The sequence below is a fragment of the uncultured Agitococcus sp. genome, assembly GCF_937920075.1.
Lineage (GTDB): Bacteria > Pseudomonadota > Gammaproteobacteria > Pseudomonadales > Moraxellaceae > Agitococcus.
This window is the reverse complement of sequence record NZ_CALETI010000142.1, coordinates 1-18,494: the sequence shown is the minus strand read 5'-3', so window position 1 is coordinate 18,494 and position 18,494 is coordinate 1. Positions and strand designations below refer to the sequence as shown.

Below are 18,494 nucleotides of genomic sequence, written 5' to 3'. Positions count from 1 at the left end.
GTTTAATACTTGCAGCCAAACCAGAGACATACAAGGCTGCTCCTGCATTAAACGCTATCATATCCGCTGCTTTTTGGGCATCGGCTAATTGACGCTTATCTAAAGCATCTTGTAAACGGCTTAAAGAGTCTGCAACATTATCCACATTTAAGCCCGCTAATGATTGCGTTTTTAAGCCAACATCTTCGGGAGTCAACACATATTCTGTCACTTGCCCGTCTTTTAGCTCTGCAACATAACTAGGGGTTGCCAAACTTAACTCATCTAAACCATCTTGGGCATGAACGACTAACACATGTTCACTACCCAAGCGTCCCAATACTTCGGCCAAAGGACGACACCACGCTTTATCATAAACCCCTAATACTTGGCGTTTTACCCCTGCTGGGTTAGTCAGCGGCCCTAAAACATTAAACAAAGTACGTAAACCCAATTCTTTACGAGGTGCAATAACGTGGCGCATGGCAGTGTGGTGATTGACTGCAAACATAAAACCCACACCAATACTATTAATACTACGTGCGGTTTGTTCGGGTGTTAGTTGTAAGTTAATGCCTGCCGCTTCTAAAACATCGGCACTACGACTTTTAGAAGACACGGCACGATTGCCATGTTTGGCGACTTTAGCACCTGCGGCAGCAATGACAAAAGTAGATGCGGTAGAGACGTTAAACAGATTTGCACCGTCACCACCTGTACCCACAATATCTACGGTATTGGCTAATGATTCCAGTTGAACAGGCACACATAATTCACGCATTACTCGCACTGCTCCTTCGACCTCGTCTAAGGATTCGCCTTTCATGCGCAAAGCAACCAAAAAACCTGCAATTTGGGCGGCGCTACATTCACCTGCCATCAAACTACGCATCACTGTTTCCATTTGTGATAAGGTTAAAGACTGACGATTTACGACTAAGTTTAAGGCTTGTTTAATGTCCATTATTTACCATCCAAAAAGTTCTTTAACAACGCATGACCTTGTTCAGTCAAAATAGATTCTGGATGAAATTGAACACCTTCTACCGCCAAACTTTTATGACGCAACCCCATAATCTCATCAATAGAACCGTCGTCTAATTGAGTCCATGCGGTAATTTCTAAACAATCAGGGAGGGTATTTTTGTCAACGACTAAGGAATGATAACGTGTGGCAGTTAAAGGATTATTTAAATTGGAAAATACACCGATATTTTTATGATAAATAGGTGAGGTTTTGCCGTGCATCACTTGCCGCGCGCGAATCACATCACCACCAAATACCTGACCGATACTTTGATGACCTAAACACACCCCTAATAAGGGAATTTTACCTGCAAAATGTTGAATCACCGCCATGGAAATGCCTGCTTCATTGGGCGAACAAGGGCCAGGTGAAATGACAATATGCTGTGGTTGTAATTCTTCGATTTGAGCAAGGCTAATTTCATCATTACGATACACACGCACGTCTTGCCCTAGCTCACCTAAATATTGAACGATGTTATAGGTAAAAGAATCATAATTATCAATCATTAACAGCATAATTGTGCCTGTTTGATCTGAAAAATTGTTAATGTATAATTGTAACGCAAATTTAATAGCAAGTTTTGTATTTTTTCTAAATAAAAAACCCCGAACAAGTCGGGGTTTTTGCTTTGACCCTAACCCTCCCCTAAAGAAAGAGTGAAGAGTCAAGGGGTGATTAGTGACCAGTACCGTTAATGGCTTTAGTCATGTCTTCAACCACTTTTTTAGCATCACCAAACACCATCATGGTTTTGTCCATATAGAACAAATCGTTATCTAAGCCTGCATAACCTGTAGACATAGAACGCTTAATCACCATAACAGTTTGGGCTTTGTAAGCTTCCAAAATAGGCATACCATAAATTGGAGAGCTTTTATCATCTTTAGCCGCAGGGTTAACCACGTCATTAGCACCGATAATTAACACGACATCTGTACCAGAGAAATCAGAGTTAATTTCGTCCATTTCTAAGATGTCTTCGTAAGGTACGTCAGCTTCTGCCAACAATACGTTCATGTGACCTGGCATACGACCCGCAACTGGGTGAATCGCAAAACGGATATTCACGCCTTCTGCTTTTAAGGTGTTATATAACTCTTTAACCGCATTTTGTGCGCGGCCTTGAGCCATACCATAACCTGGAACAATGATAACGCTGCTAGCATTAGACATTAAGAAACCAGCATCTTCTGGAGAACCAGATTTGTAGTTCTTTTGCTTAACTTCGCCACTATCAGCCGTATCAGTTGCTGTTGCACCAAAACCACCAAACAATACGTTCATTAATGAACGGTTCATGGCTTTACACATCACATACGACAAAATCGCACCAGAAGAACCGACTAAAGAACCCGCAATAATCAACATCGAGTTATTTAAGGTAAAACCAATACCAGCCGCTGCCCAACCAGAGAAAGAGTTTAATAAAGACACCACCACTGGCATATCACCGCCACCAATTGGCGCAATCCAGATATAACCAAAGGCTAATGCAAAAGCGGTCATTAAATAGAAAGCAGTTAAGTCTTCACTAACAAAATAGTTTGTACCAAAACCTAACATCGCAATAAACAAAGCGGCCTGTGTTGGCTTAACCCAGCTACCTTTAACAGTTTTAGCCCACTTTTTAGCTGCCAATTTGCCATAAGCAAACACCGAAGCCGTAAAAGTAATCGCACCAACAAAACAACCGACAAACAATTCAAAACGATGAATCCCATCGTGTTTTACGCCTGTGTGTAATACCGCCGCAATTGCAATCGCTACCGCAGCTAAACCCACTAAAGAGTGCATCATTGCTACAGTTTCTGGCATTTGGGTCATGGGTACAGTACGCGCACGATAAATACCGATAGCAGCACCCGCAACCATTGCACCAATAATTAAACCTAACACAGGACTTGGCGCAACAAAGAATGTGGTTAATACGGCTAATGCCATACCCATCATCCCGTAACGGTTACCCATAATCGCTGTTTTTGGACCAGATAAACCACGTAATGTCAAAATAAAGAGGATAGCACCAACTAGGTAAAACCAATCCGCGTATTGAGCAAAACCTTGCATCGTCGTCACCTCTTACTTCTTTTTCTTGAACATATCAAGCATACGTTCGGTGACGGCAAAACCACCAAAGATGTTGATACTGGCCAAGAACACGGCAAATGCGCCTAATAAACTGGTTGCAGTGATGTCACTGCCATCAATGGTCACTGCTTGTAACATCGCACCGACAACAATAATGCCTGACAAAGCATTAGTTACCGCCATTAATGGTGTATGCAAGGCTGGGGTTACGCCCCAAACAACGTAATAACCGACAAAAATTGCCAACACAAAAATCGTGAAGACACTAACAAAAGGGACGCTGGCTGCGTGTTCGGCCGCTTGAACGGCAACTTGAGCAACTTCATTCATGACTTAGCTCCTCACTTCTTACCAAAAATTAACTGGCCTGCTTGAGTAATCAACAAGGCTTTTTGGATTTCGTCTTCGAGGTTAACCACCATTTGACCTTCTTTGTTGAGTAAAGTCGCGAGGAAGTTATAGACGTTGTTGGCATATAAAGCCGAAGATTGTGCGGCTAATTGCGCAGGAATATTCGGGATACCAATGATTTTTACGCCGTTGTCGGTCGTGGTAATTTGATTCAACACAGAACCTTCGACGTTGCCACCTGTTTCAACTGCCATATCTAAAATCACTGAGCCAGCTTTCATTTTGGCCACAGTTTCGGCTTTAATTAAACGAGGAGCATTACGGCCTGGAATCAAGGCAGTCGTAATCACGATGTCTGCTTGAGAAACGGCTTTGTCAACAATCACCGCTTGGTCAGCAATGTATTGTGGGCCAGGCATCCACGCATAACCACTTGCAGCGGCTTTTTTAGCGTTTTCTTTCTCTTCATCAGACATTGGCACATCAAGCCATTTGCCACCTAAAGACTCAACTTGGTCTTTAGCGGTTGGACGTAAGTCTGTTGCTTCTACCACTGCACCCAAACGTTTAGCAGTTGCAATCGCTTGTAAACCTGCCACACCCACACCCATAATCACCACACGCGCTGGTTTTACCGTACCCGCAGAGGTCATAAACATTGGGAATGGACGTTGATATTCGTCAGCTGCCATAATGACCGCTTTATAACCTGCCAAGTTAGACTGGGAGGATAAAACGTCCATATTTTGCGCACGAGACAAAGTACGTGGTAATAACTCTAAGGCAAAACACTGCAAGTTTTTGGCTGCAAATGCAGCTAAGTTTGCATTACGATAAGGGTCAAACATGGCAATAATCGTTGCCCCGTCCTTAATCAACGCAATTTCTTCTGCGGTTGGTGCTTGTACCTTAAGAATGATGTCACTGGCATAAGCCGTTGTAGCATCAACAATAGACGCGCCTACTGCGCTGAAATTGGCATCTGGCAGACTGGCCTTTACACCAGCACCCGCTTGCACAACTACTTTATGACCTGCCGCCACCAATTTTTTGACGGTATCAGGCGTAGCTGCAATGCGTGTTTCGCCAGCGATGATTTCCGCTGGAATTCCGATTTGCATGATCAACCCTCGAGCTGAGTGTGACAAACTAGGCTTATTGACCGCTCGTTTTGAGCATAACAATCAAATAAACCCACAGGTTTAGGACTTACGTGGTGGTGAGCACGCACAACGGCGATGCAAAACGTAAGTCATAAGGTATGGCTAGTCATTTGAGCTTGTGACTCACTAGCCCCCACAAAAAAATAAAAAGGCGCGCGATTGTACTCTAAGTTGACCAATATTTTTAGTATGAATACCAACATTTTCTATTTTTTTAGGCCATTGCCTTGCAAAAAATCTTGTTTTAAGCTTATCGGCTTATTCTTTTTAGACTGTTTACGCCATGTCTGCGCCAATTTCTGCCCATATTTCGCCTAAAACCTACTGGATGGGTGCAGCTTGTGTCGCATTATCTGCCCTTTTGTTTTCTACCAAATCGGTTTTTGTCAAAATGGCCTATCAATATCACATTGATAGCACCATTTTATTAGCATTAAGAATGGCCTTTGCTCTGCCCTTTTTTGTGTTGATGTTATGGTTTAATCGCAGTAAAACACCCATAAAAGCCAATCGCCAACATTACATTGGTTTAGTGATTGCGGGAGTCGTTGGTTATTATGGGGCGAGTATTTTTGATTTTTGGGGCATGGAATACATCAGCGCAAGCTTAGAACGGCTGATTTTGTTTATGTACCCCACCTTAACAGTGATTTTATCGGCTTTATTTTTGCGCCAAAGAATTCAACCTAGTACATGGCTGGCGATTATTATTAGTTATACAGGGATGGCTTTTGTATTTTTAGGCAATCCACACGAAGAAAGCACACTTTTTAGGACTAACGCGGTTATCGCTTATTTACTCACATTGCAACCGTTTGCAACGGTTTTATGTTCACAAAACGCGCTAATTGCAGTGCAATGCGTTAGTCCTGAACTGGTTTTAGGCAGTAGTTTGGTATTTGCAGGAGCTTTAGCCTATGCAGGTTATTTAGTGGGCAGTGGTGTCTTAATTCCTCAATTTGGCGCAGTGCGTTTTACTGCTTTTGCTTTGATGATTGCCACTGTTTGTTGTTTTATTCAATATTTAGTCAGTCATCCTTTAGCTTTGTTAGCCCAATTACCGGGTGAGGTTTGGTTATTGAGTGCTGTTTTAGGCTTCTTTTGTACTTTTTTACCTGCCACCTTATTAACCCAAGGCATCAAACGTATTGGTGCATCACAAGCAGCATTAATTAGCGGTATTAGCCCTGTGATTACTTTAGCCTTAGGCGCATGGCTACTCAATGAACAATTAACCTTGTGGCAATTTTTAGGTGCAGGTTTAATTTTGATGGGTGTGATTTTTATTTCTTATAAACCACAATAGGGCAGCCGCAAGGGCTACCCCGTGTAAGACAATACATTAAGGTTGAATATCACCTTCTTCAACAAACTCTTCTTTAGGCTTACTAATAACAAAATCTTCACGATTTAACCCCATTGCTAAGGCATAGGCCGTCGCAATATAAATCGAAGAATAAGTACCTGCAAATAAACCCACTAATAAAGCTAAAGAGAACCAATATAAAGCTGGCCCACCTAAAAACAACAATGCGACCACAACTACAACAACGGTTGCAACAGTCATAATCGTACGGCGTAAGGTTTCTGTTAAAGAAATATCGACAATTTCTACAGGGTCAGCTCGACGTAAACGGCGAAAGTTTTCACGCACTCGGTCAAAGACCACAATGGTATCGTTTAAGGAGTAACCAATTAAGGCCAATACCGCAGCCAATACCGTCAAATCAAATGGCCAGCCCATAATCGAAAAAATACCAACCACAAACAAGGTATCATGCGTTAAAGAAATGACTGCACCAACGGCAAACTTAAAACGGAAACGAACAGCCACATAAACCATCATCAAAAATAATGATAAGCCCACAGCTAACAAAGATTGTGTGTATAACTCCGAACCGACTTGTGAACCCACAGAATCAACCTGACGTAAGGTTGCAGGGTTTTGAGTATCAAATTGGGCAGCTTTTAATACACGTTGGCCAATTTCGCCACCTGCTTTTTCTTGTGGTGGCATCCGAATCAATACATGAGTGGCTGTGCCTAAATGCTGAACGACCGTGTCTTTAATGCCTGCTTTTTCTAAAGCCTCTTGCACAGCCAATTGTTCAACAGGTTTAGCATAAGCTAATTCGACAGATGTGCCACCAGTAAAATCCAAACCTAAGTTTAAACCTTTGGTAAAAATCGAAACAACGCCAGCCAAGACCACCAATAACGAAATAATCGCCATTGGTTTGCGAAAACGCATAAAACGAATAATTTTTTCTTCCACGATGCGTTCTCCTCAAATACTCAACTTGGTAACACGACGGTTGCCATAAATTAGTTGTACAACAGCTCGAGTGACCGTAATCGCGGTAAACATGGAGCAAATAATACCAATAGATAAGGTCACAGCAAAACCTTTAACTGGCCCTGTACCAACCGCAAACAAAATAAATGCCACAATTAATGTTGTTAAGTTTGCATCCAAAATCGTGGTATAAGCACGATCATAACCAGCCATAATGGCACTTTGTGGTGATTGTCCTGCTCGCAATTCTTCACGGATACGTTCATAAATCAATACGTTAGCATCAACTGCCATACCTACTGTTAATACGATACCTGCAATACCCGGTAAACTTAATGCTGCACCAATCGCAGACATGACGGCAATCATCATCGCCACATTCATAAATAAAGCGATATTAGCCACTAGACCAAATAAGCGATAAACAACCACCATCATAATGGCAACAGCTAAAAAGCCTACTTGCGTTGATAACAAACCTTTATCAATATTGTCTTGACCTAAACTTGGGCCAATGGTGCGCTCCTCAACAAAATACATGGGCGCAGCTAATGCACCTGCTCTTAATAACAAGGCTAGCTCTTTACCTTCTTCTGGCGAATCCAAGCCGGTAATACGAAATTGTTGACCCAACATCGACTGCACAGTGGCACGATTAATCACGTTCTTTTCAACATAAGGTTCGCGAATTTCAACCGTTTGACCATTTGCATCGGTGGTAAATTTGATTCGTTGTTTATGCTCAACAAATAATACAGCCATTTGTTTGCCAACGTTATCGCGAGTGGCATCAGCCATCATTTTGCCGCCACGACCATCTAAGGTGATATTAACTTGTGGATTAGAATATTCATCAAATCCTGATTGAGCATTTACCACTCTGTCGCCTGTGACAATTTTTTTACGTTGCAACAAAACTGGCTCTTTGGTTTTATTCATTGGGAAAATTTCTGTGCCTGCAGGTGCTATGCCATCAACTGCACCTTGATGCTCCCAATCAACAAAACGAAACTCTAAGGTTGCAGTACGACCTAAAACACGTTTGGCTTCGGCTGTATCTTGCACACCTGGTAACTGTACAACAATACGATTAGCCCCTTGACGTTGAACCACAGCTTCGGCCACACCAAGCTCATTAACTCGGTTACGCAAAGTCGTTAAATTTTGTTCAATCGCATAATCAGAAAATTCTTTTAATTTTTCTGGCGCAAACGCTAAATCTAAATACAGTTCGTTATCTCGCATTGCTGGCACTAAGACAAATTCACGATATTCGCGTGCCAATAACTCTTTAGCAGCAGTACGATCTTCTTCTTTGGCAAACTTGATGGTTAAACCATTAGTAATATCAGCTACCGTACGATAAGCAACTTTTGCTTCACGGAATTTGGCTTTGATGTCCGTTGCATAAGTTTCTTGGCGTTGCTCCAAGACTTTACTCATATCAACTTCTAATAAGAAATGTACACCCCCCCGTAAGTCCAAACCCAACTTCATTGGGGCAGCGTTGAGGCTTAATAACCATTCTGGTGTGGTTGGTGCTAAATTTAGCGCAACAACATAACCATCACCCAAAGCACGACGGACAATTTCTTGCGCTTTTAATTGCTCATCACTGGTGTTAACACGTAATAACACCCCTTTGGCTTGCACTTCTGAACCATGAAACTTTAAACCTGCTTGTTTTAAAGCTGTCTCTGCTTGGCTCAATACTGTTTTATCTGCTTTAACACCTGCATTAGCCCCCGAAATTTGGATAGCAGGCTCATCAGGATATAAATTAGGTAAGGAATAAATTGCGCTAACCAAGAGCACAATCACAATTAAAATATATTTCCAAAGGGGGTAACGCATAATTATTCTTTCATCAATGATGACTTGCAAACTTATTCCTATTGTTTACAAGTCTATATTTTTTAATCTTTACTTAAATTGGTGCTAGAGCCTGTACCAATCCCTTTTAAAGTTCCTGTGGGTAATGTCGCTAATACCGATGCTTTTTGAATCTTAACGGTTAAATTATCGTTAATTTCAACAACAGCATAATCTTCATCAACGCTTTTGATTTTACCTAATAAGCCGCCAGCAAAGACGACTTCATCGCCTTTTTGTAAGCCAGTCATTAAGGTTTGGTGCTCTTTTTGGCGTTTGGCTTGGGGACGCCATAATAAAAAGTAAAACACCAACATAAAAACAACCAACATGACAATATTGGCAATCGCAGAAGGTTCTTGAGCTGCAGGAGCGGCACTCGCATAGGCTTCAGCAATAAAAAAACTCATGTTTCTCTCTCTCTTTATAAGGCCTACGCGGTTAGCGTTTATTGGTTCGCACTTCAGTCGCTTTCAACGACTTCATGCTCAACAAACACGCTCATTGCAGTGCAATGCGTAAGCCTAAAAATTACAAACTAGGAACAGGCAATTCACGACGAGCATAAAAGTCGGCAACAAAGGCTTGTAGTTGACCTTGCTCAATCGCTTGGCGTAAACCAGCCATTAATCGTTGGTAATAACGCAGGTTGTGTAGTGTGCCTAACATTGCGCCCAACATCTCGCCACATTTGTCTAAATGATGTAAATAGGCGCGTGAAAAGTTCTTGCAAGCATAACAATCACAATGCTCATCAATCGGGGATTGGTCGGTTTTGTACTGACTATTGCGAATTCTTACCACACCATTGGTGACAAAATAATGACCATTACGCGCATTACGGGTTGGCATGACACAATCAAACATATCCACGCCACGTCTTACCGCTTCAACAATATCTTCAGGCTTACCAACGCCCATTAAATAACGTGGCTTATCATTAGGTAATTTAGTGGGGACATGGTTGAGAATTTTCAACATTTCATCTTTAGGCTCACCCACCGATAAACCACCAATGGCATAACCATCAAAACCAATATCTAATAATCCAGCTAAGGACACATCACGCAAATGCTCATACATCCCACCTTGAACAATACCAAATAAAGCATTGGGATTGCCTTCGTGAGCGGTTTTACAACGTGCTGCCCAACGCAAACTTAACTCCATCGAGTCACGCGCTTCTTTTTCGGTGGCAGGATAAGGTGTGCATTCATCAAAAATCATCACGATGTCAGAATTTAACTCGCGCTGAATTTGCATCGACACTTCGGGGGTTAAAAAAACCTTTGAACCATCAATCGGCGATTGAAACTTAACGCCTTCTTCACTGATTTTACGCAATGCGCCCAAGCTAAATACTTGAAAGCCACCCGAATCGGTAAGAATAGGTTTGTCCCAATTAATAAATTTATGCAAACCACCAAACTGTTTGACGACTTCTGTCGTTGGTCTTAACCACAAATGAAAAGTATTGCCTAAAATAATATCTGCACCAATGTTTTCAATGTCACTGGGAAACATGCCTTTAACAGTACCGTATGTACCAACAGGCATAAATGCAGGCGTTTGTACCTTACCATGTTGTAAGGTGAGCTCGCCGCGGCGGGCAATACCATCAGTGGCTAAAAGTTTAAATTGCATAATTAAAAAACACCAAGACCAGAATCGCAGTTAATGCGTTGTGTCATCGTTCAACAGGATTAATGAGTACGTCATCTTTTGAACGTAATTTTGACAGGGGCGAAATTATAGCCTAATTAGGAGGGATAAAAACTCAGGGCGGAGGAATTTTGCCAAAATTAATATCAGGACTTCGCTATTTCAACCAAATTAGCACACTTTATGAGCGTAAAAACAATTAAATGTGCATAATCCAGCAATAACAGCGTCAGTCCTAAATCAATTTAACTTAATCAGCCTCTTCCAACCAACACATTTGAATGGCTTCTAAAATCTTTTCGCCACTGTGTTTTGGATCGTCAGCAAATTCTGGTAAAGCGATAACCCAATTATACAAATCGGTAAAACGAATGGTTTTTGGGTCAACATCAGGATGAGCATCGAACAACGCGATAGCAATTTCACGAGAATCTGTCCACTTTAAACTCATGTTACTCTCCAATTAAACTCCTCCCCCTAAATTAGGGGAGGGAATAAAAATTAATGTTTTTCAGACGCATGATTAATGGTGTATTTAGGAATTTCCACCACCAAATCCTCATCAGCAACCACTGCCTGACAAGATAAACGGGAGTCTGGTTCTAAACCCCATGCTTTATCCAGCATATCCGCTTCTAAGTCATCCATTTCATTTAAGCTATCAAAACCTTCACGCACCACCACGTGACAGGTTGTACAGGCACAAGACTTTTCGCAAGCATGTTCAATTTCTAAACCAGCACGCAAAGCAGCATCACAAATAGTTTCACCCACTTCGGCTTCTACCACTGCCCCATCAGGACATAATTGTTGATGTGGTAAAAAAATAATATTGGGCATATTTTACTCCCAGTCGCTTAATTTATGGCCACTTAAGGCATCGTGAATATGTTGATTCATACGGCGTGCTGCAAAAGCATCCGATAGAGGAATTAAGGCTAAACGTGCTTTTTCAATAATTTGACGCTGTGTTGAACCCAAAGCAATTTCGAGATGTTTAATGCCTTCGTGTAAGGTGCTTAATTCACCTTCACACAACAATTTACCATCTTCACGCAACGCCGCTTTAATTGCTTCTAATAATTGCTGACTTTCGACTTTTTCTTCATGCAAAGCTCTAGCTTGTTTGTCTGCCTCAGCCGCTTGATAAGATTCAGTGAGCATACGACTAATATCTTGCTCATGCAGACCATAAGAAGGCTTTACGGTAATTTCGCTTTTTTGACCTGAGCTCACTTCAATGGCACTGACATTTAATAAGCCATCGGCATCAACTTGAAATACCACGCGAATACGGGCAGCTCCTGCGGCCATTGGTGGAATGCCACGTAATTCAAAACGTGCTAATGAACGGCAATCTTGTACTAATTCGCGCTCACCTTGCACCACATGAATACTCATCGCGGTTTGGCCATCTTTAAAGGTCGTAAACTCCTGAACACGCGTCACAGGAATCGTGGTGTTCCGTGGCACAACCTTTTCTACCAAGCCCCCCATCGTTTCTAAACCCAACGATAAGGGAATCACATCCAATAACAACATATCAGAGTCAGGTTTATTACCCACCAACACATCAGCTTGAATTGCTGCACCAATGGCCACAACTTTATCAGGATCAATATTGGTTAGCGGTTGACGACCAAAAAATTCGGCAACTTTTTGGCGCACTAACGGCACTCGAGTTGAGCCACCCACCATCACCACTTCTAAAATTTGATTGGCTTTTAAATTGGCATCACGTAAGGCACGCTTGCAAGCACGTAAGGTTTTTTCAACCAGTGGCGTAATTAAGTCATTAAACTGCGCCAAACTTAACTCTGTTTGCCAAGTTTGCCATGTGATTGTTGTCGTTGATTGTGTAGTTAACTGCTCTTTCGCTTGGCAAGCAATTGCCATTAACTCACGTTGTTGCGCTGCATTAGGTTGTGCTAAATCAACTTGTTGCATAATCCACAACGCAATTGCTCGATCAAAATCATCACCGCCTAAAGCCGCATCGCCGCCAGTGGCTAATACCTCAAAAACGCCTTGATGCAAACGCAACAAAGAAATATCAAATGTACCGCCACCCAAATCAAAAATGGCATGAACCCCTTCTGCGCCATGATCTAAACCATAGGCAACCGCAGCGGCAGTTGGCTCACTTAATAAACGTAATACTTTTAAACCAGCTAATGTGGCTGCATCACGTGTTGCTTGACGCTGAGCTTCATCAAAATAGGCTGGCACGGTAATAACCGCCCCTTTTAACTCACCATCCAGAGCCGTTTCAGCACGCTGTTTTAACACTGACAAAATATCTGCCGACACTTCAACAGGCGTTTTTTCACCTTGTGCGGTAATAAAGGCAGGCATCCCCGTTTGTTCAGCACGAAATTGATAAGGTAACTCTGAACCCAATTGTTTAATATCGGCTAAACCTCGCCCCATTAAACGCTTTACCGAAATAATGGTGTTGTTTGGGTCTTCAACAGCACTCGCCTTTGCTGTTTGGCCAACTATTTTTTCACCCGTTGGTAAATATCTGACCACAGAAGGCAATAAATGTTGGCCTTGTTCATTGGCTAAGGTAGCTGCTTTACCCGAACGCACGGTGGCCACTAAAGAATTGGTTGTACCTAAATCTATGCCCACGGCTAAACGATGTTGATGTGGGGCTTGGGTTTGACCGGGTTCGGCAATTTGAAGTAAGGCCATAATATATTACGTATCGTTGAGAAGTTATGACAGGTTATCCCTCATCTCCGCGAGGGAGTCCTCTCTGTAGGAGAGTGTTAGAGCGAGGGCAACAATAGCCCTAAAACAAATCGAGAATCAATCCTCATCATAATAGTCATCGTCTTCAAATTTATCTTCTTGCTGACGAATATCGAGTAAAAAATTAGCCATAAAATGCATTTTGCGGACAGTATCTTGGGCTTCAACCCAATCTTCATCGGCATAATCTAGGACAAATTCACGCGATAAACTTTGTAGCCACTCTTCAACTTCGAGACGTAAACCCACTAATTGCTCAACGACTTCTGCTTCATCAAGTTGTTCACGCAACTCTAATTGGCTCATTAAAAAGTCGGTATCAGCAATACTGGTATTTAAAGAGATAGGACGGCCAGATAACTCTAATAAGTAACTGGCACGTTTCACATCACTATTGAGGATGTCATAAGCAGTATTCAGTTGTGCAGACCACTGCACTGCTTTTTGTTGCTCGTCAGGATGATTAGCAAAACGATCTGGATGATATTGACGTTGTAGCTCTCGATAACGACTTGCTAATGCGTCTTGATTAATTTGAAAGGCAACAGGCAAATCAAACCACGCAAAGTAATTATCTTGCTTATCCACAACAACCTCAATTTATTAGACAGACTTGTGTAGCCTGTAGAAATACAGGACTCAAAAGACCGTCCCGTGTTTCGTTGCACGACACACGGGCTACATATCATTAATGACAACAAGCACTGTTAAACGGTAAACGACTCACCACAACCACACTCACCTTTTTGGTTGGGGTTGCTAAATTTAAAGCCTTCATTTAGACCTTCTTTAACAAAGTCCATTTCAATACCGTCTAAATATACCAAGCTTTTTGGGTCAACAAAGATTTTTACGCCATGAGACTCAAACACTTGGTCGGCAGAATCCGCATTATCTACGAATTCTAAAACATAAGCGAGACCTGAACAGCCAGATACCTTAACACCTAAACGAATGCCCTCGCCTTTGCCACGATTAGTAATAAAATCTGACACATGATTTGCCGCAGCAGGAGTTAATGAAACAGCCACAATCTGCTCCTTATTCACCAGTTTGCTTTTTACGATAATCTTCAATCGCTGCTTTAATCGCATCTTCTGCCAATACAGAACAATGGATTTTTACAGGAGGCAATGCTAATTCTTCAGCAATCTCGGCATTTTTGATTTGCTGTGCTTGGTCTAAGGTTTTACCTTTTAACCATTCGGTGACTAAAGAACTAGAAGCAATGGCAGAACCACAGCCATAGGTTTTAAAACGTGCATCTTCAATGACACCATCATCATTAACACGAATTTGCAAACGCATCACGTCACCACAAGCAGGTGCACCGACCATACCTGTACCCACATGAGTGTCATTTTTATCTAAGTTACCAACATTGCGTGGATTTTCGTAATGGTCAATCACTTTTTCACTATAAGCCATGACTGTATCCTCTGAAAAAAATTAATGTGCTGCCCACTGAACTTGACTTAAATCAATGCCTTCTTTGTACATATCCCATAAAGGTGATAAGTCACGCAGTTTGTTCACGGCGTTTTGGGCATGATTAATGACAAAATCAATGTCTTCTTCTGTGGTGAAACGACCAATGGTGAAACGAATTGAGCTATGAGCTAATTCATCACTTAATCCCAAGGCACGCAACACATAAGATGGCTCTAAGCTGGCAGAAGTACAGGCCGAACCAGATGACACAGCAATATCTTTTAACGCCATAATTAATGATTCACCTTCAACAAAGTTGAAGCTGACGTTAACATTGCCAGCAATACGCTGCTTATCGTCACCGTTTAAGAACACTTGCTCTAAAGAACATAAGCCCGCCCACAATTTGTCACGCAACACCGCTAAACGTTGTTGCTCAGCGATGCCTTCTTCTTTGGCGATACGGAATGCTTCACCCATACCGACAATTTGGTGCGTGGCTAAAGTCCCCGAACGGAAACCACGCTCATGGCCACCGCCATGAATCTGTGCTTCTAAGCGAATACGTGGTTTACGGCGAACATACAAAGCACCAATGCCTTTAGGCCCATAAGTTTTATGTGCGCTAAAGCTCATCAAATCTACTTTCATCGTCTCTAGGTCAATAGCGACTTTACCTGTTGACTGTGCAGCATCAACATGGAAAATAATGCCTTTGCTACGTAACAACTCACCAATTGCAGCAATATCGGTAATTGTGCCGATTTCGTTGTTAACGTGCATTAACGACACGACAATGGTGTCTGGGCGCAAAGCTGCTTCAACCATCTCAACCGTAATTAAACCTGTTTGAGGTTGGGGGTCTAAATAAGTGACTTCAAAACCTTCGCGTTCTAATTGACGACAAGTGTCTAAAACGGCTTTATGTTCAATTTTGGAGGTAAGAATATGCTTACCTTTACCTTGATAAAAGTGTGCCGCACCCTTGATGGCTAAATTGTTTGATTCAGTTGCTCCTGATGTCCAAACAATCTCACGTGGGTCAGCATTAACTAAATCAGCCACTTGTTGACGTGCTGTTTCGACAGCCTCTTCGGCTTGCCAACCATAACCATGTGAACGTGAGGCAGGATTACCAAAATTACCGTCCATCGTCAGGCATTGCATCATTTTTTCAGCAACACGAGGGTCAACGGGGGTAGTAGCCGAATAATCAAGATAAATTTGACGTTTCATAAAGACTCTTTTGACCTAGCTAGAGACCCAAAATGATAGCATAGACACGAAGGGACAACTCATGACTTACACATTTTGCCAGCATTAAACCATTGAAAACAGGTTAAATACGAGCAAATAAGCGATAACCACGTAAGTCTTAAATCAAGACAAATCCGTCCTATTGCCTACCCTACTTCATGTTAGGTTAAAGATTGCTGGGATTACATGAGCAACAGACCGAGATCATGCCCCTCAGGATGTAATACTTTGCTTTGACGCAAAGCAACGGCTTGCACACCACGACGATGTACTAACTCTTCCAAACTAATATTGGATAAAAAACTATGAATTCTTGCACTCAGATCAGTCCACAAATCATGTGTTAAACACATCATACCTTGTTGACAATCGCCTTGACCTGCACAACGTGTTGCATCGACTAACTCATCCACCGCATCAATAATTTGTGCAACAAAAATTTCTGAACCATGACGTGCTAATTGATAACCACCGCCTGGCCCACGGACGCTAGACACCAAACCGCCTTTGCGTAACTTGGCAAACAACTGCTCTAAATAAGAAATCGAAATAGATTGGCGTTCAGAAATATCAGCCAAACTGACTGGCTCTAAACGAGCATGAATGGCCAAATCGAGCATTGCAGTAACAGCATAACGGCCTTTGGTTGTTAAGCGCATCGTGATTTCTCCTGTATACGCAAGACTTACGCCGAACAAATAACAACACACTTAAACGAATAAGGTGCGTAAGTCTGTATTCATGAGAAGTATAGCTAATTCCGAGTAATTTAGTCAAGTTTAGCTCAACTCAAGATAGTGATTTTTGCCACGAACAACACCGTGTTGGTTATTGTCCACTCTCTTGCATCACCACTAAATCTTCGGCTTTTAACTCATTGGGGCGTTCATCACAAAAGTCTTTGTTGACGCGTTTTAATGCGCCACACATTTTGTCTAAACGTTTATCGGTTGCTTGCATGTGGTCTAATAAGACGCGTAACGCTTCAACCACAGGATCGGGTAAATCGGGCGTGGCTGCATAGGCTTGAAAACCTATTTTTTGGGCAAAGTCTAAACGGGCTTGCTCATCAGGATGTACTTCTAAGACTTGTTTTAAAATTAAACGTGCAGGATTACCCACCGCGGTTGCGCCTGCTGGAACAGCTTTGGTGACAACGGCATTAGAACCAATTTTTGCACCTTTACCCACCGTAAAAGGCCCTAAAACCTTTGCACCTGCGCCTACGACAACACCATCTTCTAAAGTGGGATGACGCTTGCCTTTTTGCCATGTTGTGCCACCCAAAGTCACACCATGATATAAGGTCACATCATCACCAATTTGCGCGGTTTCACCAATGACTACGCCCATACCATGATCAATAAAAAAACGACGGCCAATTTTGGCGGCAGGATGAATTTCGATGCCTGTTAAAAAACGGCTAAACGTGGAGACGGCTCGTGCCGTACCTTTATATTCAGATTGCCATAAGCCATGAGCCACACGATGCAAGGCAATAGCATGAATACCAGGATAATTGATAATCACTTCTAAGGTATTACGTGCCGCAGGATCACGGGCAAATACCGACTGAACATCTTCGTGTAACTGCTTAACTAATGAAAACATGTTTATAACCTCTTAAGGATGATTGTTGACTGCCAAAAATACTTTTAGCAACAACATCGTGCGGGTAATAAAACAAACAGATTGTTATAAACATGACTCATACACTTTTACTCTTTTTTAAGCTTTGTAATTTCGGCTGCCATTGCCTGCATACGACTAAAAACACCTCGCCATAAGTTATACTCTAGTCGATCTAAACGCAAACGGCTAAACATTCGACGCACACGGGTTGGCATTTGTCTGGGATTATTGGGGTCTAAAAAGCCCGATTCAACCAATGCTGCTTCAAAATGGCTAAAAAATTGCTCCATTTCTTTGGCGGGCACTAACTCTTCGTCCCAAGGAGCATGAGCTAGGGGCATAGTTCGCTCAGCAGGTGCTTGACCTTTTTCGGCTAATAAATGTGCCATACGCACTTCATAAGCAATCACCTGCACTGCCGCCGCCACATTTAACACCCCATATTCAGCATCACTAGGAATCGTGACATGATAATGACATTGATGTAACTCTTCGTTGGTCAAACCACGATCTTCACGACCAAATACCAAGGCAACAGGATGTTTTTCAGACTCAATACGACTTAACTCACCTGCTTCACGCGCATCTAACATTGGCCAAGGAATAGTACGGCTACGTGCACTGGCACCAATCACTAACGGACAATCGGCAATCGCATCTTCTAAAGTGGCAACCACTTTGGCATTAGCCAAAACATCTGACGCGCCAGAAGCTAATGCCGTTGCTTCACTACTAGGAAATACTTTAGGGTCAACTAAGACTAATTGACGTAAACCCATGGTCTTTAAGGCACGTGCGGCAGAGCCGATATTGGCAGGCAAACTGGTATTTACTAAGACAATGCGAATATTACTAAACATGTTCTCAAATCAATAATGAAAAAAAGATGGCTAATGGTAGCAAATTAAGTCCCAAGTCTCTGCTATAATTTGCAACTCAATTGTGGATTATTATCCTATTTACTTAGGACTTACGC

Annotated in this window: 19 protein-coding genes and 1 pseudogene; 1 reads left to right on the top strand and 19 read right to left on the bottom strand. The window is 42.2% G+C overall.

Features of this window, described 5'->3' with window-relative positions; translation table 11 throughout:
* From trpD to Q0212_RS05325, 5 genes are all read right to left on the bottom strand, one after another.
* The coding region (gene trpD / locus Q0212_RS05345; RefSeq protein ID WP_297923297.1) for an anthranilate phosphoribosyltransferase at window positions 1–943 on the bottom strand (943 nt) is incomplete at its 3' end.
* Window positions 943–1,524 (bottom strand): aminodeoxychorismate/anthranilate synthase component II, encoded by a 582-nt coding sequence (locus tag Q0212_RS05340; protein ID WP_297923294.1) that lies wholly within the window; start codon window positions 1,522–1,524, stop codon window positions 943–945. The genes Q0212_RS05340 and trpD, both read right to left, overlap by 1 nt.
* Before the next feature lie 160 nt (window positions 1,525–1,684).
* Complete coding sequence (locus tag Q0212_RS05335; protein ID WP_297923291.1) at window positions 1,685–3,076, bottom strand: NAD(P)(+) transhydrogenase (Re/Si-specific) subunit beta; 1,392 nt, start codon at window positions 3,074–3,076, stop codon at window positions 1,685–1,687.
* Window positions 3,077–3,088: 12 nt separating this feature from the next.
* A complete protein-coding gene (locus tag Q0212_RS05330; protein ID WP_297923288.1) occupies window positions 3,089–3,427 on the bottom strand; it encodes a proton-translocating transhydrogenase family protein in 339 nt (112 codons plus the stop codon).
* Window positions 3,428–3,438: 11 nt separating this feature from the next.
* Window positions 3,439–4,569: a Re/Si-specific NAD(P)(+) transhydrogenase subunit alpha gene (locus tag Q0212_RS05325; protein WP_297923286.1), complete on the bottom strand. Its 1,131-nt coding sequence runs from the start codon at window positions 4,567–4,569 to the stop codon at window positions 3,439–3,441.
* Window positions 4,570–4,894: 325 nt separating this feature from the next.
* Between Q0212_RS05325 and Q0212_RS05320 the strand changes: the two genes are divergently transcribed.
* Window positions 4,895–5,917, top strand: coding sequence for a DMT family transporter (locus Q0212_RS05320; RefSeq protein WP_297923282.1), 1,023 nt, complete (start codon window positions 4,895–4,897; stop codon window positions 5,915–5,917).
* 36 nt (window positions 5,918–5,953) lie between these two features.
* Here Q0212_RS05320 and secF read toward each other — a convergent pair whose 3' ends face one another.
* The 14 genes and pseudogenes from secF to trmJ form a co-directional block, all read right to left on the bottom strand.
* A complete protein-coding gene (gene secF / locus Q0212_RS05315; protein WP_297923300.1) occupies window positions 5,954–6,862 on the bottom strand; it encodes a protein translocase subunit SecF in 909 nt (302 codons plus the stop codon).
* A gap of 36 nt (window positions 6,863–6,898) precedes the next feature.
* Entirely contained in the window at window positions 6,899–8,761 is a 1,863-nt protein-coding gene (secD, locus tag Q0212_RS05310) for a protein translocase subunit SecD (RefSeq protein WP_297923279.1), read from the bottom strand.
* Window positions 8,762–8,823: 62 nt separating this feature from the next.
* Complete coding sequence (yajC, locus tag Q0212_RS05305) at window positions 8,824–9,189, bottom strand: preprotein translocase subunit YajC (protein ID WP_297923275.1); 366 nt, start codon at window positions 9,187–9,189, stop codon at window positions 8,824–8,826.
* A gap of 121 nt (window positions 9,190–9,310) precedes the next feature.
* Window positions 9,311–10,423, bottom strand: coding sequence for a tRNA guanosine(34) transglycosylase Tgt (tgt, locus tag Q0212_RS05300; protein ID WP_297923273.1), 1,113 nt, complete (start codon window positions 10,421–10,423; stop codon window positions 9,311–9,313).
* A gap of 268 nt (window positions 10,424–10,691) precedes the next feature.
* Window positions 10,692–10,892 (bottom strand): Fe-S cluster assembly protein IscX, encoded by a 201-nt coding sequence (iscX, locus tag Q0212_RS05295; protein WP_297923270.1) that lies wholly within the window; start codon window positions 10,890–10,892, stop codon window positions 10,692–10,694.
* A 50-nt stretch (window positions 10,893–10,942) separates the two neighbouring features.
* Entirely contained in the window at window positions 10,943–11,281 is a 339-nt protein-coding gene (fdx, locus tag Q0212_RS05290) for an ISC system 2Fe-2S type ferredoxin (RefSeq protein WP_297923269.1), read from the bottom strand.
* Between the two features lie 3 nt (window positions 11,282–11,284).
* Entirely contained in the window at window positions 11,285–13,138 is a 1,854-nt protein-coding gene (hscA, locus tag Q0212_RS05285; RefSeq protein ID WP_297923266.1) for a Fe-S protein assembly chaperone HscA, read from the bottom strand.
* A 117-nt stretch (window positions 13,139–13,255) separates the two neighbouring features.
* Complete coding sequence (hscB, locus tag Q0212_RS05280) at window positions 13,256–13,786, bottom strand: Fe-S protein assembly co-chaperone HscB (RefSeq protein ID WP_297923264.1); 531 nt, start codon at window positions 13,784–13,786, stop codon at window positions 13,256–13,258.
* Between the two features lie 119 nt (window positions 13,787–13,905).
* Window positions 13,906–14,229, bottom strand: a complete 324-nt coding sequence (gene iscA, locus Q0212_RS05275; RefSeq protein ID WP_297923261.1) for an iron-sulfur cluster assembly protein IscA — start codon at window positions 14,227–14,229, stop codon at window positions 13,906–13,908.
* Between the two features lie 10 nt (window positions 14,230–14,239).
* Entirely contained in the window at window positions 14,240–14,626 is a 387-nt protein-coding gene (gene iscU / locus Q0212_RS05270) for a Fe-S cluster assembly scaffold IscU (protein WP_297923259.1), read from the bottom strand.
* A 21-nt stretch (window positions 14,627–14,647) separates the two neighbouring features.
* Window positions 14,648–15,865 carry an IscS subfamily cysteine desulfurase gene (locus tag Q0212_RS05265; RefSeq protein WP_297923256.1) on the bottom strand — a complete coding sequence of 406 codons (1,218 nt, stop codon included), beginning with the start codon at window positions 15,863–15,865 and terminating at the stop codon, window positions 14,648–14,650.
* A 203-nt stretch (window positions 15,866–16,068) separates the two neighbouring features.
* Window positions 16,069–16,545 (bottom strand): Fe-S cluster assembly transcriptional regulator IscR, encoded by a 477-nt coding sequence (gene iscR / locus Q0212_RS05260; RefSeq protein WP_297923254.1) that lies wholly within the window; start codon window positions 16,543–16,545, stop codon window positions 16,069–16,071.
* Between the two features lie 265 nt (window positions 16,546–16,810).
* Window positions 16,811–17,497 (bottom strand): annotated as a pseudogene (gene cysE, locus Q0212_RS05255) (serine O-acetyltransferase); the annotation flags it as partial.
* A gap of 107 nt (window positions 17,498–17,604) precedes the next feature.
* Window positions 17,605–18,378, bottom strand: coding sequence for a tRNA (cytosine(32)/uridine(32)-2'-O)-methyltransferase TrmJ (gene trmJ, locus Q0212_RS05250; RefSeq protein ID WP_297923248.1), 774 nt, complete (start codon window positions 18,376–18,378; stop codon window positions 17,605–17,607).
* Between the last annotated feature and the right edge of the window lie 116 nt (window positions 18,379–18,494).

Coding starts and splice junctions, on each gene's coding strand:
- tgt (WP_297923273.1), bottom strand. CDS start 10,423: ATGCAATTTAAACTTTTAGCCACTGATGGTATTGCCCGCCGCGGCGAG.
- Q0212_RS05340 (WP_297923294.1), bottom strand. CDS start 1,524: ATGCTGTTAATGATTGATAATTATGATTCTTTTACCTATAACATCGTT.
- trmJ (WP_297923248.1), bottom strand. CDS start 18,378: ATGTTTAGTAATATTCGCATTGTCTTAGTAAATACCAGTTTGCCTGCC.
- yajC (WP_297923275.1), bottom strand. CDS start 9,189: ATGAGTTTTTTTATTGCTGAAGCCTATGCGAGTGCCGCTCCTGCAGCT.
- iscU (WP_297923259.1), bottom strand. CDS start 14,626: ATGGCTTATAGTGAAAAAGTGATTGACCATTACGAAAATCCACGCAAT.
- secF (WP_297923300.1), bottom strand. CDS start 6,862: ATGCGTTTTCGCAAACCAATGGCGATTATTTCGTTATTGGTGGTCTTG.
- Q0212_RS05320 (WP_297923282.1), top strand. CDS start 4,895: ATGTCTGCGCCAATTTCTGCCCATATTTCGCCTAAAACCTACTGGATG.
- hscA (WP_297923266.1), bottom strand. CDS start 13,138: ATGGCCTTACTTCAAATTGCCGAACCCGGTCAAACCCAAGCCCCACAT.
- fdx (WP_297923269.1), bottom strand. CDS start 11,281: ATGCCCAATATTATTTTTTTACCACATCAACAATTATGTCCTGATGGG.
- iscX (WP_297923270.1), bottom strand. CDS start 10,892: ATGAGTTTAAAGTGGACAGATTCTCGTGAAATTGCTATCGCGTTGTTC.
- iscR (WP_297923254.1), bottom strand. CDS start 16,545: ATGCGCTTAACAACCAAAGGCCGTTATGCTGTTACTGCAATGCTCGAT.
- Q0212_RS05265 (WP_297923256.1), bottom strand. CDS start 15,865: ATGAAACGTCAAATTTATCTTGATTATTCGGCTACTACCCCCGTTGAC.
- Q0212_RS05335 (WP_297923291.1), bottom strand. CDS start 3,076: ATGCAAGGTTTTGCTCAATACGCGGATTGGTTTTACCTAGTTGGTGCT.
- Q0212_RS05330 (WP_297923288.1), bottom strand. CDS start 3,427: ATGAATGAAGTTGCTCAAGTTGCCGTTCAAGCGGCCGAACACGCAGCC.
- Q0212_RS05325 (WP_297923286.1), bottom strand. CDS start 4,569: ATGCAAATCGGAATTCCAGCGGAAATCATCGCTGGCGAAACACGCATT.
- secD (WP_297923279.1), bottom strand. CDS start 8,761: ATGCGTTACCCCCTTTGGAAATATATTTTAATTGTGATTGTGCTCTTG.